Genomic DNA, 21,439 nt, shown 5'->3' with positions numbered 1-21,439 from the left:
AAATTATAGATTAAAACCAAGTCCTTTAGCTTCTTCTATTCTCCTTAATATTTCAATTCTTAGCTCTGAAAATTTCGCCTTTATTTCTCTTGGGTCCACTGGCTCTATCATATCAACAGCCCAAAGTTCAATCTGGTCTGGAAAACTTTCAACTTCTTTTAAAGCAACAGCCAACCAGTATAGATCAAACCCTAGATCTTTTTGTTTGGCAAGCTCTGTTAGTTTCCAAAAATCTTCATTTTTCAAGATAAAAAACAGATCAACAGCATCCCTGGGTTCCACTCTTCCAAAAAACGCAAGAAGTTTATCAACTATTAAATCTGTGTAGTCATTAACTTTAATACCTATGTCTGAATCCACAGGTTCTCCAAACCTGAAGGTTGAATCAAGGGCTATTTGAACCTTTGTTTGCGCAATTCCATCTGACACTTCAAACTCAGCGAAGTTTAATAATCTTCTTATGGTCTTAACCTGAAAAAGTTTCTTCATTGTCTCCTCAAAGGTATGTGAAAATTGGATTGCAAAGCCTTTCTCGGTAGTAAAAAGATCAAGGTCATAGGACCTCCTGTGGGCTAAATAGAACTCTGATAAAGCTGTCCCGCCTGTTAGGTAGAACATCTCACTTCCTGGTATTTCAGAAAAGACTAGTAAAATCTTCCTTTGTAAGTCAGTTATGATCCCTTTGCCCTTTAGAAGCAAAATATTCCTCCCACAACGCCCTTATTGTTTCTGGAAGCCTCAGCTCAGGTAAAAGTCTCCTGACCTCTTCCCAATCAAGCTCCATAATGTCTTCTGTCCTTCCATATGTTAAAACCTGCTGTATATACCATTTTCTTTGGAAAGGGTCATCAAGGTTTATTTCTTTGTCCGTGCTCCAAACTATATATCTCTTTGGTTTAATATAACCTGAACGCATAGCATTTAATTTAATCTAAGATAATCTCTCATCTAAATCCAGTTATAATCTATGCTATGGAAGTTTTAATGGGAGTTGGAAAGGGTGGTTTAAAAGCGGGCAACAAGCCGGACATTTTGGTAATCCTTTTGCCACATCCTTGCACCGCATCTTTTCTCTTTACAACCAATCACTTCAAGTCCGCAAGCGTTATATACTCAGAAAGAGTCCTAAGGGAAAGGGATACCATAAGGGCATTGGTTATAAACAGTGGGAACGCCAACTGTGGAGTAGGAGAGGAGGGTATAATCCATGCGGAAATGATGGCAAGAGAAACCGCCAAGCATTTAGACATTGACTATAGGGAGGTCCTTGTCTTTTCCACTGGAATTATAGGAAAGCCCTTGCCCATAGAAAGCGTTCTTGAGGGTATAGCCTCCGCCTGTAGGATATTGGAACCGTTGGACCTAAAGAGGGCAAGCGAGGTAATCTCCACCACAGACCGATTTCCCAAGTATGCCTTTGTCAAAAAGGGTGCTTTAGAGGTATTTGGCTTTGCAAAGGGTGCGGGCATGATACATCCCCAGATGGCAACCATGCTGAGTTTTATCTTTACCAACGCGGAGGTAGAAGGTGATGTCCTTAGGAAACTTCATAGAGAAATAAACGAAAGGACATTTAATTCCATAAGCGTAGATGGGTGCACCAGTACTAACGATAGCTTTGGCATCATAAGCCTTGGGTTTATGAAGGAGGACTTGGAAAATCTAAGGCAGTCTTTGGAGGAGGTTTCCCTTAGCTTGGCTAAAAAGATCGTAGAGGATGGGGAAGGTGCCACTCGGATCATCAAAGTGGTTGTCAAAAACGCATCCATAAGCCTAAAAGCTAAAACCATAGCGGAAAAGATCGCCACCTCAAACCTGGTTAAAACTGCCATATTTGGAAGAGACCCTAACTGGGGCAGGATAGTCGCCAGTGCCGGTTCCACTCCATTCCCTATAGACCAGTTTAAGCTGAGAGTTTATATAGGAAGCCATCTCGTCTATGATGGAAAGCCCCATCCGAAGGCAGTAGAGTCCGCCAAAAAGTACTTGGAGGAAAACAGAGAAATTGAAATCACTTTAGACCTAAGGGAAGGCAAGGAAAGCTGGACCTACTACACCTCGGACCTAACCTACGATTACATAAAGATCAATGCGGAATACACAACTTAGCTCTTTATAAGCTCACCAAGCTTGAATATGGGCAAGTAAAGGGCTATGAGTATGAGCCCCACCACGCCACCTATGAACACAATCAACATGGGTTCTATAAGCTTTATGAGACCATCAACCGTTTTGTCAAACTCATCTTCGTAAAATCTTGCTATAGTTTCTAGCATGTCGTCAAGCCTACCAGTATCCTCTCCCACTCTTATCATAGCTATGACAATCTTTGGGAAGAGACCCGTTTTGTCAAGGGCTTTGTACATAGGCTCTCCTTCCATAACTGCCTTTCTTGCCTGATCAACAGCTTCCTTTATTACGATATTACCCGCCGTCTGCCCCGCTATTTCAAAGGCTCTCTCTAAGGCAACACCTGAGGAAAAGAGGGTAGCCATTGTTCTGGCAAACTTTGCCATCGTACTCTTTACCACCAGATCGTTCATCTTTGGTACCCTGAGGGAAAGCCTGTGTATAGCCTTTCTGAAGGTGTAGTTATTTCTGTAAAGATATCTAAAAATCCAGGAAAAAATCACTATAAATGCTATTATTGCTGGAAGGCTATTTCTCAGGGCGTTTGACGCTGCTATCAACATCTGAGTTGGCAAAGGCAACTCTCCTCCCAACCCTTCGTATATCTGCGCAAAAGTAGGAACCAAAAAGTAAAGAATACCAGAAACGATTAAAGTGGCCACCACAACCACAAAGGTGGGATAGAAGGAAGCGCTTTTTATCTTACTCTTTATCATAGCAATCTTCTCGTAATATTCCGCAGCTTTTAGCAGTGAGGTATCCAAACTACCCGTCTCTTCACCAACCCTTACCAGATTTACCACAAACTCCGGAAAAACCTTTGGATGCCTTTGCATGGCGGCGGATACTGACATACCCTCTCTGACCTTGGCAGACACATCCTTCGCCGCTTCTGAGAGTCTTTTGTTTGGCAACTGTTCTGCTATTATGTCCAAAGCATCCACCACGCTGAGACCTGCGTTGATCATTGTGCCAAGCTGTCTGCAGAAAATGGATATGTCTTGGTCGCTTACACCCCCACCAAAGGGAAGTGTTATCTTTATGGATTTTTTCTCCTTTTCTTCTTCGTCTATTCTCTCTATTCTCACTAAAGAAAGACCGCTTCTTGCAAGCTCTCCCAGAAGAACCTCTTCACTTGGATACACCACTTCCCGTTCAATCACATTCCCTGTTTCATCTATTGCTTTGTATCTAAACCTTGGCATTACACTTGACTCCTAACACCAAGCATTCTTTCCAGTTCTTTGATATCTGGAGAATACCTGAATGCATCCTCCAGGGTTATAAGACCGCTTTTGTAAAGGCTGGCTAAGGATTGGTTCATGGTTTGCATGCCCGTTTCTGCTTGTCCGTTTTGCATGATGGAGTATATCTGTTGCAGTTTGTTTTCCCTTATTAAACTCCTAATGGCAGTGTTAGGAATAAGCAGTTCATATGCCAGAACCCTACCTCCGCCTATTTTGGGTATGAGTCTTTGAGAAATAACCCCTTGCAGAACAAAGGAAAGCTGTATTCTAATTTGCTCCTGTTGGTTTGGAGGGAAAACATCTATTATACGGGTGATGGTTGAAACTGCGGTGTTAGTATGCAAAGTTCCAAAGACCAAGTGCCCCGTCTCCGCTGCCCTGAGGGCTATTTCCATTGTTTCTAAATCCCTCATTTCTCCCACAAGGATCACATCTGGGTCTTCACGAAGTGCTGCCCTGAGGGCATCCGCAAAGTTATCCACATCTTCACCTATCTCCCTCTGATTTACTATACTCTTTTTGTGGTGGAACACATACTCTATAGGGTCCTCTATGGTTATTATGTGATGAGGGAAGTTTTCGTTTATGTAATTGATGAGAGTAGCCAGAGTTGTGGTTTTACCAGAGCCAGTGGGACCGGTGACGAGAACAAGCCCCATACTTCTATGACAGAGCTCCAATACCTTTCTGGGAAGTCCTATCTCATCAATGGTCATTATTTCGCTGGGGAGCCTTCTGAAGGCTCCAGCTACAGAACCTCTCTGGAAGAAAACGTTAGCACGGAACCTGCCTACATCCTTCACACCAAAGGAAAAATCTACTTGGCCCTTTTCTTCCAACTGCTTCCTGTGTTTTTCGGACATAACTGAGTAGAGCAGTCTTTGCGTCATTTCTGGAGTCAGGATGGGATATTCCATCAAAGGTGTTATCTTTCCGTCTATTCGGACCACAGGTCTTGAACCTGCGGTTATATGAACGTCCGATGCCTTTAAAACAGTTGCTTTATAGAGTATTTCTACAAGCCTTATTTCTTGATTTTGTTGTCTATCCATCGGCTTCATCAAAAACTCCCTTCTTTTCCATTTTAAACTATCCTGAGAAAAGGAAGAACTATAGTAAGGGCTTATAGTCCTATAAGCAAATTTTAAGACATTTTTCATAATGCAGGGTGTAAAATTCCCACTATCAACAAAAGGGAGGTGATGTCATGAGAAAAGTTATCTTAGCGTCCGCACTGCTGGGTGCTGTAAGTCTTTCCTTTGCCACCAACGGAGACAACCTTATAGGTGTGTCTCCTGCTTCAAGGGGTATGGGTGGTATAGGCGTGGGTATGCCCGTAGGACCCACCGACACCATCTTCAGAAACCCCGCATGGATGAGCTACTACAAGGGCTTTAACATGAGCTTCGGTGGAATTCTGTTTTTCCCAGAAGTAAAGGCAAAGAGTAACTTTCCCACAGGCACTGAGGCATCTGCCACCAGCCAATCAAAGATGTTTGTGGTTCCTGAAGTGGGAATAGTGCATCAGATCAACGACAAACTTACCTTCGGTATAGGGGCTTTCGGTGTGTCCGGTATGGGTGTGGACTACAGGAATAAAGATATCAACTTTCTCAACATGCACACCACCTTCCAGTTTATGAGAATTATACCAGCCCTTGCCTACAAGGTAAACGATGCCATTTCTGTATCCGGTGCACTGCATTTGGCTTATGGTTCCTTGGATATGGGGATTGGAATTGGACCTATAAATCTTGGTGGCGGACAATCTCAAACCTTCGGCATTGGTGCCCAGCTTGGTGTTGCCTACAACATGGGAGATTTTGTGTATGCGGGTTTAACATACCAAAGCCCGGTGAGTATGACTTATAAGAGGGTGTTTGATAGCGACCTTAATGGACAATTTGAAGACCTTAAGCTAACCCAACCCCAAGAGCTTGCCTTTGGTATTGGTGTAAAGCCTATGGATAACCTCAAGGTGGGTATGGACATCAGGTGGATAAACTGGAAGAACGCAAAGGGATACAAACACTTCCAATGGAAGGACCAGTGGGTTATAGCTTTGGGTGGTGAGTTCAAACCAATGCAAAGGCTCGCCCTCAGGGCAGGATACAACTTCGGAAGGTCTCCCATAAGGGGTGGAGTCAAAGATACAACTCAAAACAAAACAATCCCAAATTTTGCTGCACAGTTTAGCGACTTTGATATCGCTGTGTTTAATCTTATAGGCTTCCCAGCCATCACAGAGCATCACATAACCCTTGGTTTTGGTTATGAATTCACCAAGAACTTTGGCATAGACCTTGCATACAAGCACGCCTTTAACAAGAAGGTGCGTGCTACAGATAGCTCGGGTGCAATGTTTGTGGAAGCCCAAAATGCCCAAAATGCAATCTCCATTGGTCTGAACTGGAAGTTCTAAAAACTAATCCTTCGGGGGCTTTGCCCCCTTTATCTTTATAATATCTGTATGGACTACAAAGACACTCTGAACCTTCCAAAAACTGACTTTCCTATGAAAGCGGACCTTCCCAAAAGGGAACCGCAGATTTTAAAGAAGTGGGAAGGGCTCTATCAAAAGGTACAAATTGCGAGAAAGGATGCTCCGCCTTTTGTGTTGCACGATGGACCGCCCTATGCCAACGGGCATATTCACATAGGACACGCCCTCAATAAAATCCTAAAGGATATCATCGTAAAGTATAAGCTCCTGAGGGGCTACAGAGTTGATTATGTGCCCGGTTGGGATTGCCATGGCTTGCCCATAGAACAGCAGGTGGAAAAGGAACTAAAGGCAAAAAAGCTCAAAAAGGAGGATATGTCAAAAACCGCCTTTAGAAAGCTCTGTAGGGATTACGCAAGTCGGTTTGTGGAAATTCAAAAGGAGGAGTTTATAAGGCTGGGGGTCTTGGGAGATTGGGAAAAGCCCTACATAACCATGGACCCAAAATATCAGGCACAGGAGATAAGGGAACTGGGAAGGCTCTTTAAAAAAGGTGTGGTGATAAAGAGCAAAAAGCCAGTCTATTGGTGTATATACGATAAAACCGCCGAGGCAGAGGCAGAAGTGGAATACTACGAGAAGGAAAGCCCAAGCATATACGTAAAGTTTCCTCTCAAGGATCAAGACAACACCTACCTTCTCATATGGACCACCACCCCTTGGACCCTGCCAGCCAATTTGGGCGTGATGGTGGGAGAGGACTTTGAGTATGTCTTTTATAAAGTGGGAGAGGAAACTTACATCCTTGCCAAGGCACTCCTTGAGGAGGTAAAGAAAAAGGCAAATCTTGAAGGAGAGGTGGTTAAGGAGGTTTTGGGTAAAGAGTTGGTGGGCTTGGAGTATTACACACCTTACGGGGAAAGAATTGGGAAGGTTTATCCTTCTGAGTTTGTGGAACTTACCGCTGGCACTGGTTTGGTGCATATGGCACCGGGGCACGGTAGAGAGGACTACATAGTGGGTCTAAGGTATGGTTTGGAGCCCTTTGCACCAGTGGATGATGAAGGGAAATTCATTCCACCCGCACCGGAGTTTTTAATCGGCGTTAGAGTATTCTCCGCAAACCCACTTATCATAGAAGACCTAAAGGCAAGGAATCTGCTACTGCACGAAGAAAAATACATCCACTCTTATCCACACTGCTGGAGGTGTAAAAACCCAGTGATCTTTAGGGCTACTCCTCAGTGGTTCATATCCATGTCTGCTTCTGTTGATGGTAAAAGTCTAAGGGAGCTTGCCTTGGAGGAGATAGACAAGGTTCAATGGTTTCCAGCCTCTGGGGCAAACCGCATAAGGGCTATGGTGGAAAACAGACCCGACTGGTGCATATCAAGGCAAAGATATTGGGGTGTTCCCATTACGGTCTTTTATTGCAAAAACTGTGGGCATGTAGTGGCTGAGGAGGATGTCTTTGAAAGGGTTGCCCAGTTGGTAGAAAATCATCCTGATGGTGCAGACATCTGGTTTGAGCTCAGTGCCAAAGAGCTCCTTCCAGAGGGCTATAAGTGTCCCAAGTGTGGTTCGGAGGAGTTTGTAAAAGAGGAAGATATATTGGACGTTTGGTTTGACTCTGGCTCTTCTCACGCCTTTGTACTGAGACCCAGGGGTATAGAAAAGGCAGACCTATATCTGGAGGGCTCCGACCAACACAGGGGCTGGTTTCAGGCTTCCCTTTTGGAATCGTCTGCATCCTATGGCTCCGCACCATACAAGGCTGTTTTGACCCATGGTTTTACGGTGGATGAACAGGGTAGAAAAATGTCAAAGTCCTTGGGCAATGTGATTGCACCGCAGGAGGTAATAGAGCAGTACGGCGCAGACATACTCAGGCTCTGGGTAGCCTCCGAGGATTACTCCGAGGATGTAAGGCTCAGCAAAGGCATCCTACAAAGGCTAACGGAGGACTACAAAAAAATAAGAAACACATTACGGTTTTTCCTCGGGAACCTTTACGACTTTGAACCCTCAAAGGCGGTACCCTTCAAGGAACTTCATCACTTGGATAGATGGGCAATCTCTTACCTGCAGGGAATAATAGAGCAGTCTTTGAACTTTTACGAGAACTATGCCTTCCACCGAGTTTTGCATCTAATTAGAAATTTCTGTGCGGTGGAGCTGTCTGCCTTCTATTTGGATGTGCTAAAGGACAGGCTTTATGTGTATGCGAGCAACTCTTGGGAGAGGAGGTCTGCCCAAACAGTCCTCTTTGAAATGGCAAAGGCTATCACCCTTTTGATTGCACCATTCTTGAGCTTTACGGCGGAGGAGGTTTGGGAGCATCTGAGAAAGATTGACCCATCCTTGCCAGAAAGCGTCTTTTTGCACACCATACCAACGCCAAAGGAAAGGTTAAAGGACAAAGAGGTTCTAAAGGATTACGAGATCATACTGAAGGTAAGGGATGATGTGATGTCTGCGGTGGAGCTCTGCAGGAAGGAAAAGGAAGTTAACCATCCCTACGAGGCGGAAGTTTACATCTGGGGCAACGAAGAGGTCTTAAAGGTCCTCAAAAAGTATGAGGAGGACCTAAAGTATCTCTTTACCGTCAGTAAGGTATCCCTCGAAGAGGGTGGAAATCAGCGTCTGCCCTCCGAGAGCTTCCAAGATTTGTGGGTGGGTGCCAAGCGGGTAGAGGGCAAAAAGTGCCCAAGATGCTGGCTTTACTACAGGGAAGAAGAGTTTGAAGGGGAAGTTTGCAGGCGTTGTAGTCAAGTGCTGGCGGAAGTGCTCCCATGAAGGAAGAAGACTTTAGTGCTTTTCTTCAACTCCAAGAGCAGGAAGAGGAAGTCTTCAAAAGGGAAAGGTACCTTGAAAGGCTAAAAAAGAGAATAAAGGAGTTGGACCAAAGCATAAACGAAATCTTAGAAGAACAGACGATCCTAATAGCGGAATTGAACCAGATAATTGAAGCCATAAGGGAGGAAGATCAGAAGGTCAGAAGGTGTAAAGAAAATTTAAAGAGATGTAAAGAGAGGGAAAAATTAGTCAAAAAGGTAGAGGAATACAAAGCCCTCCTGAGGGAGAAGGCAAAGAACGAAGACTGCATAATAAAGGGTGAGCAAACCCTGAGGGAGCTAAGACAAAAACGCAAAGCCATAGAAGACCGCCTGCAGGACAAAGACAAAAAGAAAAAGCTAAAGAGGATGGAAGAAGAAAAGGAGGAGTTGATCAAAGAAAGAGAAGAGGTGGAAAGGGAGTTAAAACATCAGAGGGAGAAGTTGGAACTTCTCCGGGCAAGCCTTAGCCAAGATATAGTGCAAGAGTACGAAAAGCTTAAACAGGCTGTAGGCTTTCCTCCCATCGTAAAGGCGGACATCATGGGCACATGCTCAAGCTGTGGCACCAAGCTTCCATCCATGCTATACTCTAAACTAATTAAGGGCGAAAAGGTCAGGTGTCCAAACTGTGGAAAGATTCTATACTAGAGACCCAATAATCCTCCTCTGTATGCTTTTTATTTCAGTAGTGGGACTTTTGGGTGTTTATAGTGCCACCTACTCGGGGCAAACATCTACCTTGTTTTTCAAACAGCTTTTTTACGTAGTTTTTGGCTGGTTTATTATCCTTTTGCTTTCAAGGTTCAACTTTAGAACCCTTTTGGAGTATGCACCCGTTGTTTATGGGCTAAATCTGTTTCTTCTGGTCCTTGTACCCATTGTGGGAAAAACTGTCTACGGTGCCAAAAGGTGGATAGATTTGGGTCCCGTTCACATACAACCTTCCGAGTTTATGAAGTATTCCCTCTTGCTTTTAAGTGCCTACGCCTTTTCTCGCATAAGTTCCCTAAAAAGCAGGGAATTTTTTATCCTTCTTCTTGCCTTTTTGATCCCTTCCGCTTTGGTGCTAAAGCAACCAGACCTTGGCACTGCAATTACTTACTTTTTTATTCTCTTTTCTGCCCTCTTTTTCTTTGGGCTAAAGCTAAGATACTTTATTGGCTTTTTTGTCCTTCTTTTGCTTTTGTCTCCTCTGCTGTGGCACTTTTTAAAAGACTATCAAAAAAAGAGAATACTGGCAGTCCTTGACCCTTATGAAGACTATCTGGGCAGTGGTTATCAGCTTATTCAGTCGGTTATTGCCATTGGCTCGGGTGGCCTTTTTGGAAAGGGCTTTCTGAAGGGTACCCAATCCCATTTACTTTTCCTGCCGGAAAAGCACACAGACTTTATATTTTCTGTAATAGCAGAGGAGATGGGCTTTTTTGTGAGCTTTCTGTTGATAACTGCCTTTTTTGTGATGGCTTGGAAGTTTTTAAGCTACATTCCAAGGGCGGACATAAAGGAAGAGGTGCTGTTCTTGGGCGTTTTCTCCACCTTTCTTATCTTTGAGGTTTTTGTGAATTTTGCCATGACTATGGGCTTTATGCCCGTGGTGGGAATTCCACTGCCCTTTGTTAGCTACGGTGGTTCCAGCGCACTGACCTTTAGTCTGATGGTGGGCACAGCCCTCTCCATAGTAAAGGAGCTTAGGCAAAAACCCATAAGGTTCTCCAATGATTGAAGGGCTTTATATTCATATACCATTCTGTGCCAATAAGTGTCCTTACTGCGACTTCGTATCCTTTGTTTCTGAACCTTCTAAAGAATACTTAGAGCTTTTAAAGAGGGAGTTGGAGCTTTACAAAGACTTACCCTTTGACCTAAAGACTGTATACCTGGGCGGAGGTACTCCTTCCCTTTATCCTACCAAGCTTTGGAGGGAATTCTTCAAAGACTTAGACACAAGAGGAGTAAAAGAAATCACCATGGAGTGCAATCCAGAAAGCTATAAAAGGGAGGACTTTGAAGGGCTTTTGGAACTGGGAATAAACAGACTGAGCTTTGGAGTTCAGAGTTTTTTGGAGAAAAACCTGCGGTTTTTGGGAAGATGGCATTCGCCCAAAGAAGGCATAAGGGCTATCCTTGAGGCAAAGTCCGCAGGCTTTGAAAACCTAAGCATTGACCTAATTTACGGGCTACCGGGACAGACCATCCATGACCTAAAGGAAGAGCTAAAGGTTATAAAAGACCTACCCATAACCCACCTTTCTGCCTACCTGCTAACACCTTACGAGGACACCCTCTTTGGACGTCTTTGGCAAAAGGGCGAGCTAAAGCTTCCCTCCGATGAGCAAATAGAGGAGATGTTTTTGTTTCTCTCAGAAGAGCTAAGTTCAATGGGTTTTGAACACTATGAAATAAGCAACTTTGCTAAAGAGGGCTACCGCTGTGCCCACAACCTTCTGTATTGGAGCCACAAAGAATTTTTGGGGCTTGGCGTTTCCGCTTGGAGTTTTATAAACAAAAAGAGGTTTGGAAACTACAGGAACTTGGAAAAATACAGGAGGGCAGTCCTGCAGGGGGAAAAACCCATAGAAATGGAGGAAAGCCTTGAAGGGGAGGAACTTTTAAAGGACTATCTTTTCGTAGCCCTGCGGACAAGGGATGGCGTTCCAAAAGAGGTGCTACCAAACATTCCAGACCATATAAGGGAGTTCTTTTTGGAGGAAGGTGATAGAGTGAGGCTTTCCAAGAGGGGTTGGCTTTTGATCAATGAGATTTTGCTGGAGCTGTGGGATGAAGTGGCTAACCATTGATGTGGGAAACACAAGCGTGGATGCCTGCGTCTTTGATGGAAGGGAGCTTGTCTATCTTGGCAAGTTTTCCCATCAAGAGCTTGGGGAGCTTACAAAACGGTATGAGAACATCCTCGCATCCTGCGTAAAGCCCTCCGTTCAAGATCAGATAGCTAAGGCCTTCCTCTTTAAACCGGAGGATGTTCCCATAAAAACTGCCTTTGAGGGAAAGGAAAAGGTAGGCATAGACAGACTCTTGAACCTATACGGTGCCTTGGAGTTTTACGCAGACACCTGCCTTCTGGTAAGCGCGGGCACTGCCCTGGTGGCGGATGTTTTGGTGGATGGCGTTTTTGAAGGAGGCTTTATTACCTTGGGCTTAGGGGCAAGGCTAAGATGCTTGCACGAGAGGGCAGAGCTTATTCCTCTCTTTTCCTTAGAGAGCGTGGATGTACCCTTGGGTAGAGACACAAAGTCTGCCCTTCTGGGTGGGCTAAAGAAGGAAGTTTTTTACTACTTGGAGGGATTACTTAGAGAGCTGAGGGAAAGCTACCAAAGGGACTTTAAAGTTATCCTAACAGGGGGTGATGGTTGGTTTTTAAAGGATTTTGGAATTTACGACCCTTTGCTCATCCACCGGGCTATGCTGAGGCTCAAAAGACTCTTATGATGTTGTAGTAGGTGTCCCTTTGGGCTGGCACAAAGCCAGCGGACCTTATAGCAGACACCATATCCTCCACCTTTGGTATGGAAACCTTGTAGTTGGTGGAAGAGATCACATTCTCCTCCATCATCACACTGCCGAGGTCGTTGGCACCAAAGTGAAGTCCCACAATACCCACCTGCATGGTCTGGGTTACATGACTGCTCTGGATGTTTTTGAAGTTATCAAGGTATATCCGCGAGAGGGCAAGCACCTTCAGATAATAAACCGATGAAGCCTCCTCTATGTGGTCAAGCATGGTATTGCCCTTTTTGAAGGTCCAAGGTATAAAGGCAGTAAATCCGCCCGTTTCATCTTGTATACGCCTGACCCTTTCTAAGTGTTCTACAATGTGTTCTGGCTTTTCTATATGCCCAAACATCATTGTAGCGGTGGAAGTTAGTCCAAGTTTGTGGGCAGTTCTGTGCACCTCTTCCCACTGCTCCACCGTGCATTTGCCGGGGCTTAAAAAGCTTCTAACCTCTTGGGAGAGAATTTCCGCACCACCACCGGGAATGGAGTCAAGTCCAGCATCCTTCAGAGCCTTTATAACCTCCTCTATGGTAAGCCCTTCAATCTTAGCAAGATAGACGATCTCCGGTGCAGAAAAGGAGTGGATTTGCACCATAGGGAAGTGCTTCTTTATTTCCCTCAAAAGGTCCGTGTAAAACTTAAGGGGAAGGTTCGGATTTAGTCCTCCCTGCATAAGTAGAGTAGTCCCACCCCAATCTACCAGCTCTTGCACTTTCTTTAAAATCTCCTCCGTGTCTAAAACATAACCCTCCGGTGAGCTTGGCTTCCTCTGAAAGGCGCAGAACTTGCACCCTGCCACGCAAACGTTGGTGTAGTTCACATTCCTATCTATCACAAAGGTAACAACATTGTCTGGGTGAAAGCGCCTACGCACTTGGTCCGCCAAATAGCCCAAGACCGCCAGGTCTGCCTTTTCCAAAAGCTCCAAAGCGGTAGCTTGATCTATTCTTTCCTCTAGTACATGTTCAAAGCTTGAAAGACCTTTCATAAGTATTTAGAATTTGGGAGTTACTCAGGAGATGTCAATGGCTTTTAAGCTCTCCAAAAGCTCCAGATTTTTCATTGCCCTGTCTTTGCTCCTATGGTCAAAATTTCCAGAGAGAAAGCTCTCCACCATGAGTCTGAGCTTGTCCCTGTTTTCTTTGTGAATTAGTTTTCCTTCCTTCCACACCTCTTCCTTGGCAAAATCAAGGATCAAGCTACCGCGGTTTATGAACCATCTTCTTGAAGGGTTGGGATGTTCCCAAGCGGTTTTTATAGAAAAGGGCACGCCGTCTGCTTTTCCCTCCAGATGCCAAACATCACCCACCTTGAGGGATGTAATCTGCAGATCCTTGAAAAACAGTTGAAGAAGGTAAAGGTCGTGCCATGCCAAATCCCAAAGGGGAGAAAGGTAGCCTCTCCCTCTCCCTAACCTTTCAATGTGCACTTCCTCCACATTTTTTGGAAAGTAATCAAGGCACGATGAAAAACTCTCTATTTCTGAAATATAAAGCGTTGGATAATGGTATATTTCCATAAACTCCCTTTTGCTGAGGGCTGGAGGTTTTTCAAGCAAAACCGATGCTCCACTCTCCAAAAAGAACTTAGCTAACTTAACGTGCTCCGCAGGGTCAACTGCTATTATGACTGCCTTTACAGGCTCTTTGACTTCCTCAAAGTGGCAATAAAAGGGATAGCTACCAACCGCCTTGTTTGGATCCCTGTCGCAGAGAACTGGGAGCTTTCCCATCTCCTCAAGCTTTGAAAGGTATTTCTTGCCCATATTTCCAAGACCTATGAGAAGGATATGCATGGGAATTAGTATAAAAGTTATGATGTTTCTTTACCACATACAAAAAAACTGGGCTTTAACTTTCACCTTTCATTAACCGATAGAATTCCTCTTTTGTAAGTTTTACATCCCTGAGAATTTTTGAGAATAAGCCAGGTCCTATAGTTTCTCCAGCATGGACTGGCACGACAGTTCTTCTCCCATCTGGATGTTTTAAAAATACATGACTACCCTTTTGTCTAACTTCTTCGAAACCAGCTTTTTTTTAAGATTTCTACTATCTGTTTGCCTGTTAAAGCAGGCAACTTCATATAGTAATCTCTTGAATTCCAACGAACTCAAGTTCTTTCTCCAGTGCTTCCCCCTGAACATCTAGATAGAGTTCAATAGCTTCTTTAATCCTTTCCATTAGTTCATCCAGGGACTTAGCTTGGGTGTGACAACCCGGTAGTTCAACAACTTCTCCTACAAAGTAACCTTCTTTATCCTTTTCAATTATTACAGTAAACGTCCTCATTTCATTCACCTCAGTAGGTATATGCTAATTATATAACTCTGCCTGAAAAATTAGCCCTTTAGCTTACTTTCCCTAAAAAAGCTGTATAAACCTTATCCACATCAGTTCTATTTCAACTACCTCATCTCCTGTCTGAAGCTGTTCTGATAATCCCTTATCGGTATCGTTCCCCCAGCGGATGAGGGAACTAAACCTTCCACTAACCTGTCCTACGCTCCTGTGCAAGATGGAAGAGTTTTTTCTTGCTAAGAATAGGAAAAAGAAGGGCTACCTTCAGAACCTGCTGGACAATGGCAAGGATTTTAAGGTCCTTCCCGTCTTCAGGGTTCCCTCCATTGGTTCCACAACGGGCACCCAGCAAGCTCTGAAAACTTTTTTATAGTACCCTCCTCTCCTGTCTTCTTTGTTATCTAAGCCTATGCCCATGCTTACGCAGAAACTCACATTCTCTGTAAGCCTGATAGCTTTCGCTCTTTTCCAAGCACTCTTTTTTTGCAGAAAGATCCTCTAATTTCATCTGCTTGCATTTTTCCCAATTTTGGCTGCACCACCACTCCTTGTACTGTTTTCCACCACCAATAGGATACTGTCCCTGAGAACTGCCCGATTGTGCTTGCTGGGCTGGGCTAATACCCACAAAGGCTAGGGCTAAGGCTAGTGCTGTTAGCTTCCTCATGGCTAAACCTCCTTATAGGGTTTTGATAGTTTTAATTTTAGGAAGTCAAAATGAATTTCTCATGAAAATTTAGAGGCTTGAAACTTCAGAGAGGCGGTATAATCTGAAATATTATGATATGCCTAACCCATTTGGAGCTTTGCCCACATTGTAAGAGGATTGCTTTGAAGGTGTGCGAATACGACGAGCCCTACCCAAGGGTGGAGGCGGAGTGCCAATGCTGTGGATACAAGGTCTATGACAAGCCCATGAGGCTAAACAAGGAGGACTTCAAGGAAATATTGGACAAGCTGGGAAGAAAACTGGTTGGCAGTCAGTGCGTAGATGACCGATGCGGTTCTCAAAAGGTTATAAGGCTGATAAACGAAGGGAGTTATTCGGAGTTCAGATGTTTGGAATGCGGTGCGGAGTGGAACACCGATGAACTGAAGAAGGCAATAGCAAAAGTAAAGGGTATACAAAACGCAGTGAAGGATGGCAACCGTCTTTTGGAGGTTTTAAAGGCTGGCGAGGGAGAGTGTCCCCTCTGCGGGTGGGACATAGGGCATCTGCACTCCGGCTATGCCACAGTGGTAGAGTGCTTTGTGTGTGGCTATCATAACACTGTAGAAGAATATGTCCCCAACATAGACCTAACCACCCTGAACTGTCCCGAGTATGAATACTCGGAGGAGCCCGGTTGAAAAATCCCTTTCAGGAGTTTTTTAGATACGCCCAATGGAAGGAGAGATTTTTAAAGGATTACGAAGAGATCAATTCTAAGGACCTCTCTCTTTTAGAAAGCTCCTTGCAGGGTTTTGATGTGGAAAAAACGGAAAGACTGCTGAAGGCTCTTGCATCCATGTACGTGGGCGGTTATGAAAAAAGGTTGGAAGATGAAGAGGTGCGTTATTGGACCAACTGGGCGGGCATAAAAACATACAAAACCTTTGGTGGCTTTCCTCAGCTTTCGGACCTTGAGCTAAGTTTTCTTTTCTATGCGGTGGGTAAGCTCTTTGTCCCTCTTCTTTTGCACGAAAAGGGTGTCAAATCTGAAAGTTTTAAAAGGCTGAGCCCAAAGGAGCAGGAGGACGCAGTCTCTGAGGTTTTGGATGTAATATGGGAAAATCACCTGATAAGAATTTTGCAAATCCTACCCTCCCTTTTCCAAGGGAGTTCTGAATGAGACTTTCGCATAGAATCCTCCCCTTTTTGGGAAAACCCTTATGCTCCAGCCGTGCAGTTCAAAGATGTGCTTTACCATAGCAAGCCCCAACCCCATACCCTCCGGGTTTGAAGACTTGTAGGGCATGAATATAATCTCCTCCTCCCCCTCTTGGATACCTTTCCCGTCATCTTCATACACAAAGCCCTCCTCGGTGAGGGACACCCTTACCCTTTTGGCACCCCACTCTACGCTGTTGTTAAAAAGATTAAAAAAACATTCTTTTATCATGCTTCTGTCTGCCTTTACAAAGCTACTGCCAACTACCTCCACCTCCAGGTTGGGATATAGCCTTGCTAATTCCCTTATTAGTCCTCCCAACTCAAAGCCCTCTATCTTTATCTCCCTTTGATAAGAGAGGTCCCTAAAGTAATTGACCGCAGACTTAATTCTGTTTATTTCCTCCAAAAGCAACCCGCAGACGTTTATTACCTCCTCCTTGCTTAGCCTATCCTTTTGGGCAAGGAGTTTTAGCCTCTCCAGATGTAAGCTTATGGGAGTAAGCGGGTTTTTGATCTCGTGGGCGAGCCTTTTGACTGCCTCTTGCCAAGTTCTGAACCTCTCCGCTGTAATTACGGGACGGAGGTCCTCGTAGATCTCCAAAAGACCAAGCGGAAGCTGAACCTCTGTTTTTCTAACCTGTGGGTCATCTTTGTTAATCTCCTTGTAAGCCTTGTTCTCAATAACCTCCCCTCCTTTTCCAACGAACCTTATGCCCACGGGCAAACTCTCTATCAAAGACCTCAACGTCTCCTTTTCCTTCTCAAGCCTGCTGTACAGTTCCCTTAACTCCTCCTTCATGGTGGAGAAGGACCTGGCAAGTTGGGAAACCTCATCCTCCGTGTTTGGCACCCTCACATAAACATCAAAATTTCCTTTAGCGATCTCCCGAGCCTTTGAAGAGAGTTCCTCCAGTGGGATGCTTATGTGCCTTGCCACCAAGTTTCCAAACCACAAAGACGCAAGCAGGGCAACCAAGGAAATGAGCACCAAAAAGTATATGTATATGCCACCTAAAATATCCCTTGACTTTACCAAGTTCCTAAGGCTGGTGGAAACCTCATAAAGGGCACTGATGCCACTTTTTAGCCTCTGGTCTTTTAGAACCTCCACCCTGTAATCTCCCACGCACAGGATGAAGGCATCTTCCCTTTCTTCCTCAACGCAGGGTGCTTTTTCCACACTCTTTACACCCTTTAGAACATAGACAAACCCCCTTGGGTCCTCCCCTTTGCTGATTAGGGTATAAAAAAAAGACCTGTACTCTTCAAGCTTGTCCCTCTCGTAGGCGTTAGCCATCTGCAAAAGTTCCTCCGTTTTCTGTGCCACTTCCTTGAGCTGGGAGCTAACAAAGGTCTTTGTGGATTGCAACAGAACAATTGAGGATGCCAAGTTTAGAAAAAGTATGGGCAGGAACATATACAAAAAGAGAAGGTTGGAGAGACGCCTCCTTAGGTTTCCCCTCTGGGCTTGCAGGTAGGTTTTTATGAACTTTCTAAAGAAGATAGAAAAAACGACCACAAGAATGAGAAGGTCCAGGTTTATCACCAAGAGGATCAGCGGAAAACCTACTGTCCAGATTTTCCTAAGATTGTCCAAAAAGAGTATGTTTATGCCCACAAAGAAAACAAAGAATAGGAAAAAGAGAAGGAAAAGCTTAGCCCTTTCCATTCATGGATAGATGGCTACTGTGTTGTAAAAGGTGTCCCTTTCCACAGGAATCTTGCCCGCAGACCTTATAAGGTTTATGAGTTTTTCTTTGCTCTGCCTGTAAGGGCTCTTGGTGCCGGCAGAATGGACGATCCTTTCTTCCTCTATGGTGCCATCTAGGTCATCCGCCCCCATGTTTAGGGCAATTTGGGCAATCTTTTCTCCCAAGGTGATCCAGTAGGCTTTTATGTGTGGGAAGTTGTCCAAGAAGAGCCTTGATATGGCTATGGTCTTTAGGTCATCCACCGAAGAGGTGCGTTTGCCACCCAAACGGGTACCCTCGGGCCAGTAGGCTAAAGGAATAAACACCTGAAAGCCACCCGTTTCATCCTGGAGTTCCCTTAGCTTTAACATATGCTCCACCCTCTCTTCGTAGGTTTCCACGTGTCCGTAAAGCATGGTAGCGTTGGAGGGAATGCCAAGCTTGTGGGCAGTTCTATGAACCTCCAAATATTCCTCTGCGTTGGCCTTGTAGGGTGCGATGATCTTCCTTGCCCTCTCGGAGAATATTTCCGCACCACCGCCGGGAATGGCGTCAAGCCCAGCATCCTTTAGTTCTTTGAGGATATCTTCATAACTTCTCTTTGATATTTTTGCCATGTGGTGGATCTCTATGGCAGTCCAAGCCTTTACCACCATCTGCGGAAACCTGCTTTTAATTTCCCGCACCAAGCCCACATAATCCTCCACTTTCCAATGGGGTGGCACACCACCCACAATATGCACCTCTCTACCACCTTGCTGATAGGTTTCCTCCACCTTCTTTAGAATCTCCTCCAAGCTCATTTCGTAAGCCCTTGGGTCAGACTTGAGAACACCAAAGGCACAAAAGTTGCATTGATAGACGCATATATTGGTTGGGTTGATCTGTCTATTTACCACAAAGTAGGCAAACATACCGTTCTTTTGCCTATTAACATACTCCGCCAGCGCGCCGATGTATGCAAGCTCGTTGGAATTGAATAGGGTAAGTGCGTCCTCTGGGCTAAGCCTTTTGCCCTCCAAAACCTTCTCACCGATCCGCCTTAAAGAAACATCCTTCTGAGCCTTCAGCAAAACTTCCAGTTCCATAGATTTAAGGATAAGCGAAGGTGTTTTAAAATGCAAGCGGTGGCTTTTCACACACAATCCCAAAGCTTAAACAACCACAGAGAGCAACAAAGAGGGCATAAGGTTTAGCAGTTTAACCTCCTCGAGCAAGCCTAAAATTTTTAAACCAAGGGCAAGCATTAGCCCACCACCCAAAAAGAGAGTATTAGCCATAGCCTGAGGGCTTATAAAGTTTCCAAAAAAGTAAAAGGCAAAGGTCAAAGAGAGCTGAAAAAACAGCACATAGAAGGCAGAAAACAGAACGCCCTTGCCAAAGGTAGCACTCAGAAGGGTGGATGAAATGCCGTCCATAAAAGCCTTTGAGAGCAAAAGCCCACTGTCTCCTTTTACCGCCTCCAAAAGACAGCCGGTGAAGGTAAGGGGACCCACAGTAAAGAGCAAAGACGCAGTCAAAAAACCAGAACCTCTAAAGCCCTGGGACAACCTCTCCAGCCTCTCCTCCAGCGAAAGCCAGTAGCCAATTGCACCTCCCAAGACCAAAAGAAAGAAAACCTTTATGGTCTCCGGCTTGTTTTCCACCAAGAGCTTTACTCCCAAAAGCAGGGTAAATATCCCTATTGCATGCATAACTCCCACCCTCAATCTCTCGGGAATGCCCCTCCTTGCCCATAAACCAAAGGAAGAGCCAAGCAAGACCAACCCAAAATTTACGACCGTGCCAAAGCCCAAAAACATTTATTGTACCTGCTGGGCGTTTGCTAGGATGTTAGAAAAGAGGTCATACAAAAAGTCCGCCCTGTCTTCAAAGGTGTATCTTTCAAAGATCTTTTGGCGAGCCCTTGTACCTATCTCCAGAGCCTTATCTGGGTTTTCAAGGTAAAACAGCACCTTTTCTTCAATCTCTGCCCTGTCTAAGGGAAGGTATGTGATCACCTCCTCCTCTGGTACAAAAAAGCCCGGCAGAGTAGCCCTATAGTCTACCATCAAGGCACAGCCCATGTATGCAATCTCCAAGGGGGAAAAGCCCACACCCGTTGGCACACTGTGAGGATAGGAGGTTATAACCAACTGGCTTTTTCCTAAAAGTTCCAAAAGCTCCGTCCAGTCCTTTGGAACAACCGCTTCATGCCCCTCAAAGGGCGTGCCTTGAATTTCTCCAAAGACCTTTAGCTCCATTCCATCCAAAAAGCTTAAAAGAAACCACCTCTTTTTGGCGGTGGCATAAATGGAAATAAGGTTCAAAAAGTTTAAAAAGTCCTTAGGGTTCTCTTCCCTCCACTTGGCATACTCCTCTTGCAAGGCGGGATTAAACATAGAAAGGATATAATCGTGTGCCTGCAATACATGAACTTCCGGGTTTCTAAACAAAAACTCTCCCACTTCAAAGAAGATGCCTAAAAATTCCTGCCTGTAATTTTCTACCACCTGCCCCGCAATTATGTTTGGATCTATGACCGGTCCAAAGAAGGCTAATGATATTTCCCTATCCTGGGTGGGCTCTTTCATCTGGCTTGGGTCCAAAAAGGGCGTTATGTAAGAGGGAGGCTGTTTGATGCCAAGGAATGCCAAGCTGTCTGCGTATTTAAGGTCGCAGACCACTGGCAAAAAGTTGTTGGCGTTTCTCATATCTAAGAGAGGTGCAAAGTTAAAAAGAGGTTCGTCCGCAAAGATGGAAACATGCACAAAGCCCATGGCGTCCGACAGGGCAAGCCTTTTGTCCTCTTGGCTGACGGTTATAACCCCGTTGGCGTTCAGGTCAACGCAGAACATAGGACCAAAGTCCATAAGCTCCTTTACCCTATCGTTGAGGTCTCCCTGCCCTATGTCCAGTTCCAAAACCTCCGCACCCCTTTCTCTGAACCTGCCGGCAAAGGCTTTAAAGTGCCTGAGCGTGCCCTCATACTCTCCCACTTTCAAAAAAGCAATTCGCATGAAAAGAATTTTAGCACAAACAAACTAAACTTAAAAGACCGCAAAACTTACTTTATCACTCCCAAAACCTTTAACAAAAACTAAAGGACGTTTTGATTAACAAGTATCAGGGTAAAAAAGAGAATGATAAAGATTATGATAAATTTACGGTCAGGCCTTAGGATTTTTTCCCCTGAGTTCTAATCCAACCTTTTCAACTTTTGCCTCAAGTTTTGCTTCCATAGTTTGCATGTTTGCCCTTAATGTCAATAAATCCGCCTTAAATACAGGGTTGAGCTTTGTAGCAAGTGGTTTGTGTTTTGCCTAATTACAAACGGAGGGGGAGGGATTCGAACCCTCGGTGGGCCCTAAAGACCCACAGGTGATTTCAAATCACCCACCTTCGGCCGCTCGGTCACCCCTCCAA

General features: G+C 44.8%; 21 protein-coding genes, 1 tRNA gene and 1 pseudogene. 10 read left to right on the top strand and 13 right to left on the bottom strand.

From position 1 onward, the window contains the following. Positions 1 to 3 precede the first annotated feature (3 nt). On the bottom strand, positions 4 to 699 hold the full coding sequence (locus tag THERU_RS02970; protein ID WP_025305801.1) for a nucleotidyl transferase AbiEii/AbiGii toxin family protein: 696 nt from the start codon (positions 697 to 699) through the stop codon (positions 4 to 6). Positions 700 to 972: 273 nt separating this feature from the next. Here THERU_RS02970 and argJ point away from each other — a divergent pair, with 273 nt between their 5' ends. Next, positions 973 to 2,109 (top strand): bifunctional glutamate N-acetyltransferase/amino-acid acetyltransferase ArgJ, encoded by a 1,137-nt coding sequence (argJ, locus tag THERU_RS02960; RefSeq protein ID WP_025305799.1) that lies wholly within the window; start codon positions 973 to 975, stop codon positions 2,107 to 2,109. On the opposite strand, the gene THERU_RS02955 is transcribed toward argJ, so the two are convergent. Next, on the bottom strand, positions 2,106 to 3,335 hold the full coding sequence (locus THERU_RS02955) for a type II secretion system F family protein (protein WP_025305798.1): 1,230 nt from the start codon (positions 3,333 to 3,335) through the stop codon (positions 2,106 to 2,108). The genes argJ and THERU_RS02955 overlap by 4 nt on opposite strands. Then, on the bottom strand, positions 3,335 to 4,429 hold the full coding sequence (locus THERU_RS02950) for a type IV pilus twitching motility protein PilT (RefSeq protein WP_025305797.1): 1,095 nt from the start codon (positions 4,427 to 4,429) through the stop codon (positions 3,335 to 3,337). Before THERU_RS02950 ends, THERU_RS02955 begins: the two co-directional genes overlap by 1 nt. A 155-nt stretch (positions 4,430 to 4,584) precedes the next feature. On the opposite strand from THERU_RS02950, the gene THERU_RS02945 reads away from it, so the two are divergent. From THERU_RS02945 to THERU_RS02920, 6 genes are read left to right on the top strand one after another with little or no spacing between them, the layout of a single operon-like run. Continuing rightward, a complete protein-coding gene (locus tag THERU_RS02945; RefSeq protein ID WP_025305796.1) occupies positions 4,585 to 5,799 on the top strand; it encodes an OmpP1/FadL family transporter in 1,215 nt (404 codons plus the stop codon). Positions 5,800 to 5,847: 48 nt separating this feature from the next. Beyond that, the gene (gene ileS / locus THERU_RS02940; protein WP_025305795.1) at positions 5,848 to 8,616 is read left to right on the top strand and encodes an isoleucine--tRNA ligase; all 2,769 of its coding nucleotides are present in this window, start codon (positions 5,848 to 5,850) and stop codon (positions 8,614 to 8,616) included. Then, a complete protein-coding gene (locus tag THERU_RS02935) occupies positions 8,613 to 9,305 on the top strand; it encodes a zinc ribbon domain-containing protein (protein WP_025305794.1) in 693 nt (230 codons plus the stop codon). Before ileS ends, THERU_RS02935 begins: the two co-directional genes overlap by 4 nt. 22 nt (positions 9,306 to 9,327) lie before the next feature. Beyond that, positions 9,328 to 10,380, top strand: coding sequence for a rod shape-determining protein RodA (gene rodA / locus THERU_RS02930; RefSeq protein WP_051402171.1), 1,053 nt, complete (start codon positions 9,328 to 9,330; stop codon positions 10,378 to 10,380). Continuing rightward, a complete protein-coding gene (hemW, locus tag THERU_RS02925) occupies positions 10,373 to 11,455 on the top strand; it encodes a radical SAM family heme chaperone HemW (protein ID WP_025305792.1) in 1,083 nt (360 codons plus the stop codon). The genes rodA and hemW overlap by 8 nt, the downstream gene beginning before the upstream one ends. Continuing rightward, positions 11,436 to 12,104, top strand: coding sequence for a type III pantothenate kinase (locus THERU_RS02920; protein WP_025305791.1), 669 nt, complete (start codon positions 11,436 to 11,438; stop codon positions 12,102 to 12,104). The genes hemW and THERU_RS02920 overlap by 20 nt, the downstream gene beginning before the upstream one ends. Here THERU_RS02920 and mqnC read toward each other — a convergent pair. From mqnC to THERU_RS02905, 4 genes and pseudogenes are all read right to left on the bottom strand, one after another. Further along, positions 12,088 to 13,158: a cyclic dehypoxanthinyl futalosine synthase gene (mqnC, locus tag THERU_RS02915; protein WP_025305790.1), complete on the bottom strand. Its 1,071-nt coding sequence runs from the start codon at positions 13,156 to 13,158 to the stop codon at positions 12,088 to 12,090. The genes THERU_RS02920 and mqnC overlap by 17 nt on opposite strands. A gap of 24 nt (positions 13,159 to 13,182) precedes the next feature. Then, a complete protein-coding gene (locus THERU_RS02910) occupies positions 13,183 to 13,965 on the bottom strand; it encodes a Gfo/Idh/MocA family oxidoreductase (RefSeq protein ID WP_025305789.1) in 783 nt (260 codons plus the stop codon). A gap of 55 nt (positions 13,966 to 14,020) precedes the next feature. Next, positions 14,021 to 14,197: pseudogene (locus tag THERU_RS08770) on the bottom strand (type II toxin-antitoxin system HicA family toxin); the annotation flags it as partial. Between the two features lie 54 nt (positions 14,198 to 14,251). Beyond that, positions 14,252 to 14,461, bottom strand: coding sequence for a type II toxin-antitoxin system HicB family antitoxin (locus THERU_RS02905; RefSeq protein WP_025305788.1), 210 nt, complete (start codon positions 14,459 to 14,461; stop codon positions 14,252 to 14,254). Between the two features lie 178 nt (positions 14,462 to 14,639). Between THERU_RS02905 and THERU_RS02900 the strand changes: the two genes are divergently transcribed. Next, a complete protein-coding gene (locus THERU_RS02900) occupies positions 14,640 to 14,843 on the top strand; it encodes a hypothetical protein (protein WP_025305787.1) in 204 nt (67 codons plus the stop codon). A 24-nt stretch (positions 14,844 to 14,867) separates the two neighbouring features. Here THERU_RS02900 and THERU_RS02895 read toward each other — a convergent pair whose 3' ends face one another. Beyond that, the gene (locus THERU_RS02895; protein ID WP_025305786.1) at positions 14,868 to 15,137 is read right to left on the bottom strand and encodes a hypothetical protein; all 270 of its coding nucleotides are present in this window, start codon (positions 15,135 to 15,137) and stop codon (positions 14,868 to 14,870) included. Positions 15,138 to 15,250: 113 nt separating this feature from the next. Here THERU_RS02895 and THERU_RS02890 point away from each other — a divergent pair, with 113 nt between their 5' ends. Further along, positions 15,251 to 15,820, top strand: a complete 570-nt coding sequence (locus THERU_RS02890; RefSeq protein WP_025305785.1) for an SIR2 family protein — start codon at positions 15,251 to 15,253, stop codon at positions 15,818 to 15,820. Next, the gene (locus THERU_RS02885) at positions 15,817 to 16,302 is read left to right on the top strand and encodes a glycerol-3-phosphate dehydrogenase/oxidase (RefSeq protein WP_025305784.1); all 486 of its coding nucleotides are present in this window, start codon (positions 15,817 to 15,819) and stop codon (positions 16,300 to 16,302) included. Before THERU_RS02890 ends, THERU_RS02885 begins: the two co-directional genes overlap by 4 nt. Here THERU_RS02885 and THERU_RS02880 read toward each other — a convergent pair. The 5 genes from THERU_RS02880 to THERU_RS02860 form a co-directional block, all read right to left on the bottom strand. Further along, positions 16,270 to 18,012: a sensor histidine kinase gene (locus THERU_RS02880; protein ID WP_025305783.1), complete on the bottom strand. Its 1,743-nt coding sequence runs from the start codon at positions 18,010 to 18,012 to the stop codon at positions 16,270 to 16,272. The two genes, THERU_RS02885 and THERU_RS02880, sit on opposite strands and share 33 nt — an antisense overlap. Continuing rightward, positions 18,013 to 19,122, bottom strand: a complete 1,110-nt coding sequence (mqnE, locus tag THERU_RS02875) for an aminofutalosine synthase MqnE (RefSeq protein WP_025305782.1) — start codon at positions 19,120 to 19,122, stop codon at positions 18,013 to 18,015. A gap of 66 nt (positions 19,123 to 19,188) precedes the next feature. Next, positions 19,189 to 19,836 carry a DUF554 family protein gene (locus THERU_RS02870; RefSeq protein ID WP_025305781.1) on the bottom strand — a complete coding sequence of 216 codons (648 nt, stop codon included), beginning with the start codon at positions 19,834 to 19,836 and terminating at the stop codon, positions 19,189 to 19,191. Beyond that, entirely contained in the window at positions 19,837 to 21,033 is a 1,197-nt protein-coding gene (locus tag THERU_RS02865) for a glycosyltransferase (protein WP_025305780.1), read from the bottom strand. It lies immediately after the preceding gene. A 314-nt stretch (positions 21,034 to 21,347) separates the two neighbouring features. After that, positions 21,348 to 21,437 (bottom strand) — tRNA-Ser (locus THERU_RS02860). Between the last annotated feature and the right edge of the window lie 2 nt (positions 21,438 to 21,439).

This window comes from Thermocrinis ruber, assembly GCF_000512735.1.
Taxonomy (GTDB): Bacteria; Aquificota; Aquificia; order Aquificales; family Aquificaceae; genus Thermocrinis; species Thermocrinis ruber.
This window is presented reverse-complemented; position numbering and strand designations above follow the sequence as displayed.

Coding starts and splice junctions, on each gene's coding strand:
- THERU_RS02890 (WP_025305785.1), top strand. CDS start 15,251: ATGATATGCCTAACCCATTTGGAGCTTTGCCCACATTGTAAGAGGATT.
- THERU_RS02905 (WP_025305788.1), bottom strand. CDS start 14,461: ATGAGGACGTTTACTGTAATAATTGAAAAGGATAAAGAAGGTTACTTT.
- rodA (WP_051402171.1), top strand. CDS start 9,328: ATGCTTTTTATTTCAGTAGTGGGACTTTTGGGTGTTTATAGTGCCACC.
- THERU_RS02910 (WP_025305789.1), bottom strand. CDS start 13,965: ATGCATATCCTTCTCATAGGTCTTGGAAATATGGGCAAGAAATACCTT.
- THERU_RS02870 (WP_025305781.1), bottom strand. CDS start 19,836: ATGTTTTTGGGCTTTGGCACGGTCGTAAATTTTGGGTTGGTCTTGCTT.
- THERU_RS02920 (WP_025305791.1), top strand. CDS start 11,436: ATGAAGTGGCTAACCATTGATGTGGGAAACACAAGCGTGGATGCCTGC.
- THERU_RS02865 (WP_025305780.1), bottom strand. CDS start 21,033: ATGCGAATTGCTTTTTTGAAAGTGGGAGAGTATGAGGGCACGCTCAGG.
- mqnE (WP_025305782.1), bottom strand. CDS start 19,122: ATGGAACTGGAAGTTTTGCTGAAGGCTCAGAAGGATGTTTCTTTAAGG.
- THERU_RS02895 (WP_025305786.1), bottom strand. CDS start 15,137: ATGAGGAAGCTAACAGCACTAGCCTTAGCCCTAGCCTTTGTGGGTATT.
- hemW (WP_025305792.1), top strand. CDS start 10,373: ATGATTGAAGGGCTTTATATTCATATACCATTCTGTGCCAATAAGTGT.
- THERU_RS02880 (WP_025305783.1), bottom strand. CDS start 18,012: ATGGAAAGGGCTAAGCTTTTCCTTCTCTTTTTCCTATTCTTTGTTTTC.
- THERU_RS02950 (WP_025305797.1), bottom strand. CDS start 4,429: ATGGATAGACAACAAAATCAAGAAATAAGGCTTGTAGAAATACTCTAT.
- ileS (WP_025305795.1), top strand. CDS start 5,848: ATGGACTACAAAGACACTCTGAACCTTCCAAAAACTGACTTTCCTATG.
- THERU_RS02955 (WP_025305798.1), bottom strand. CDS start 3,335: ATGCCAAGGTTTAGATACAAAGCAATAGATGAAACAGGGAATGTGATT.
- argJ (WP_025305799.1), top strand. CDS start 973: ATGGAAGTTTTAATGGGAGTTGGAAAGGGTGGTTTAAAAGCGGGCAAC.
- THERU_RS02945 (WP_025305796.1), top strand. CDS start 4,585: ATGAGAAAAGTTATCTTAGCGTCCGCACTGCTGGGTGCTGTAAGTCTT.
- THERU_RS02900 (WP_025305787.1), top strand. CDS start 14,640: ATGAGGGAACTAAACCTTCCACTAACCTGTCCTACGCTCCTGTGCAAG.
- THERU_RS02935 (WP_025305794.1), top strand. CDS start 8,613: ATGAAGGAAGAAGACTTTAGTGCTTTTCTTCAACTCCAAGAGCAGGAA.
- mqnC (WP_025305790.1), bottom strand. CDS start 13,158: ATGAAAGGTCTTTCAAGCTTTGAACATGTACTAGAGGAAAGAATAGAT.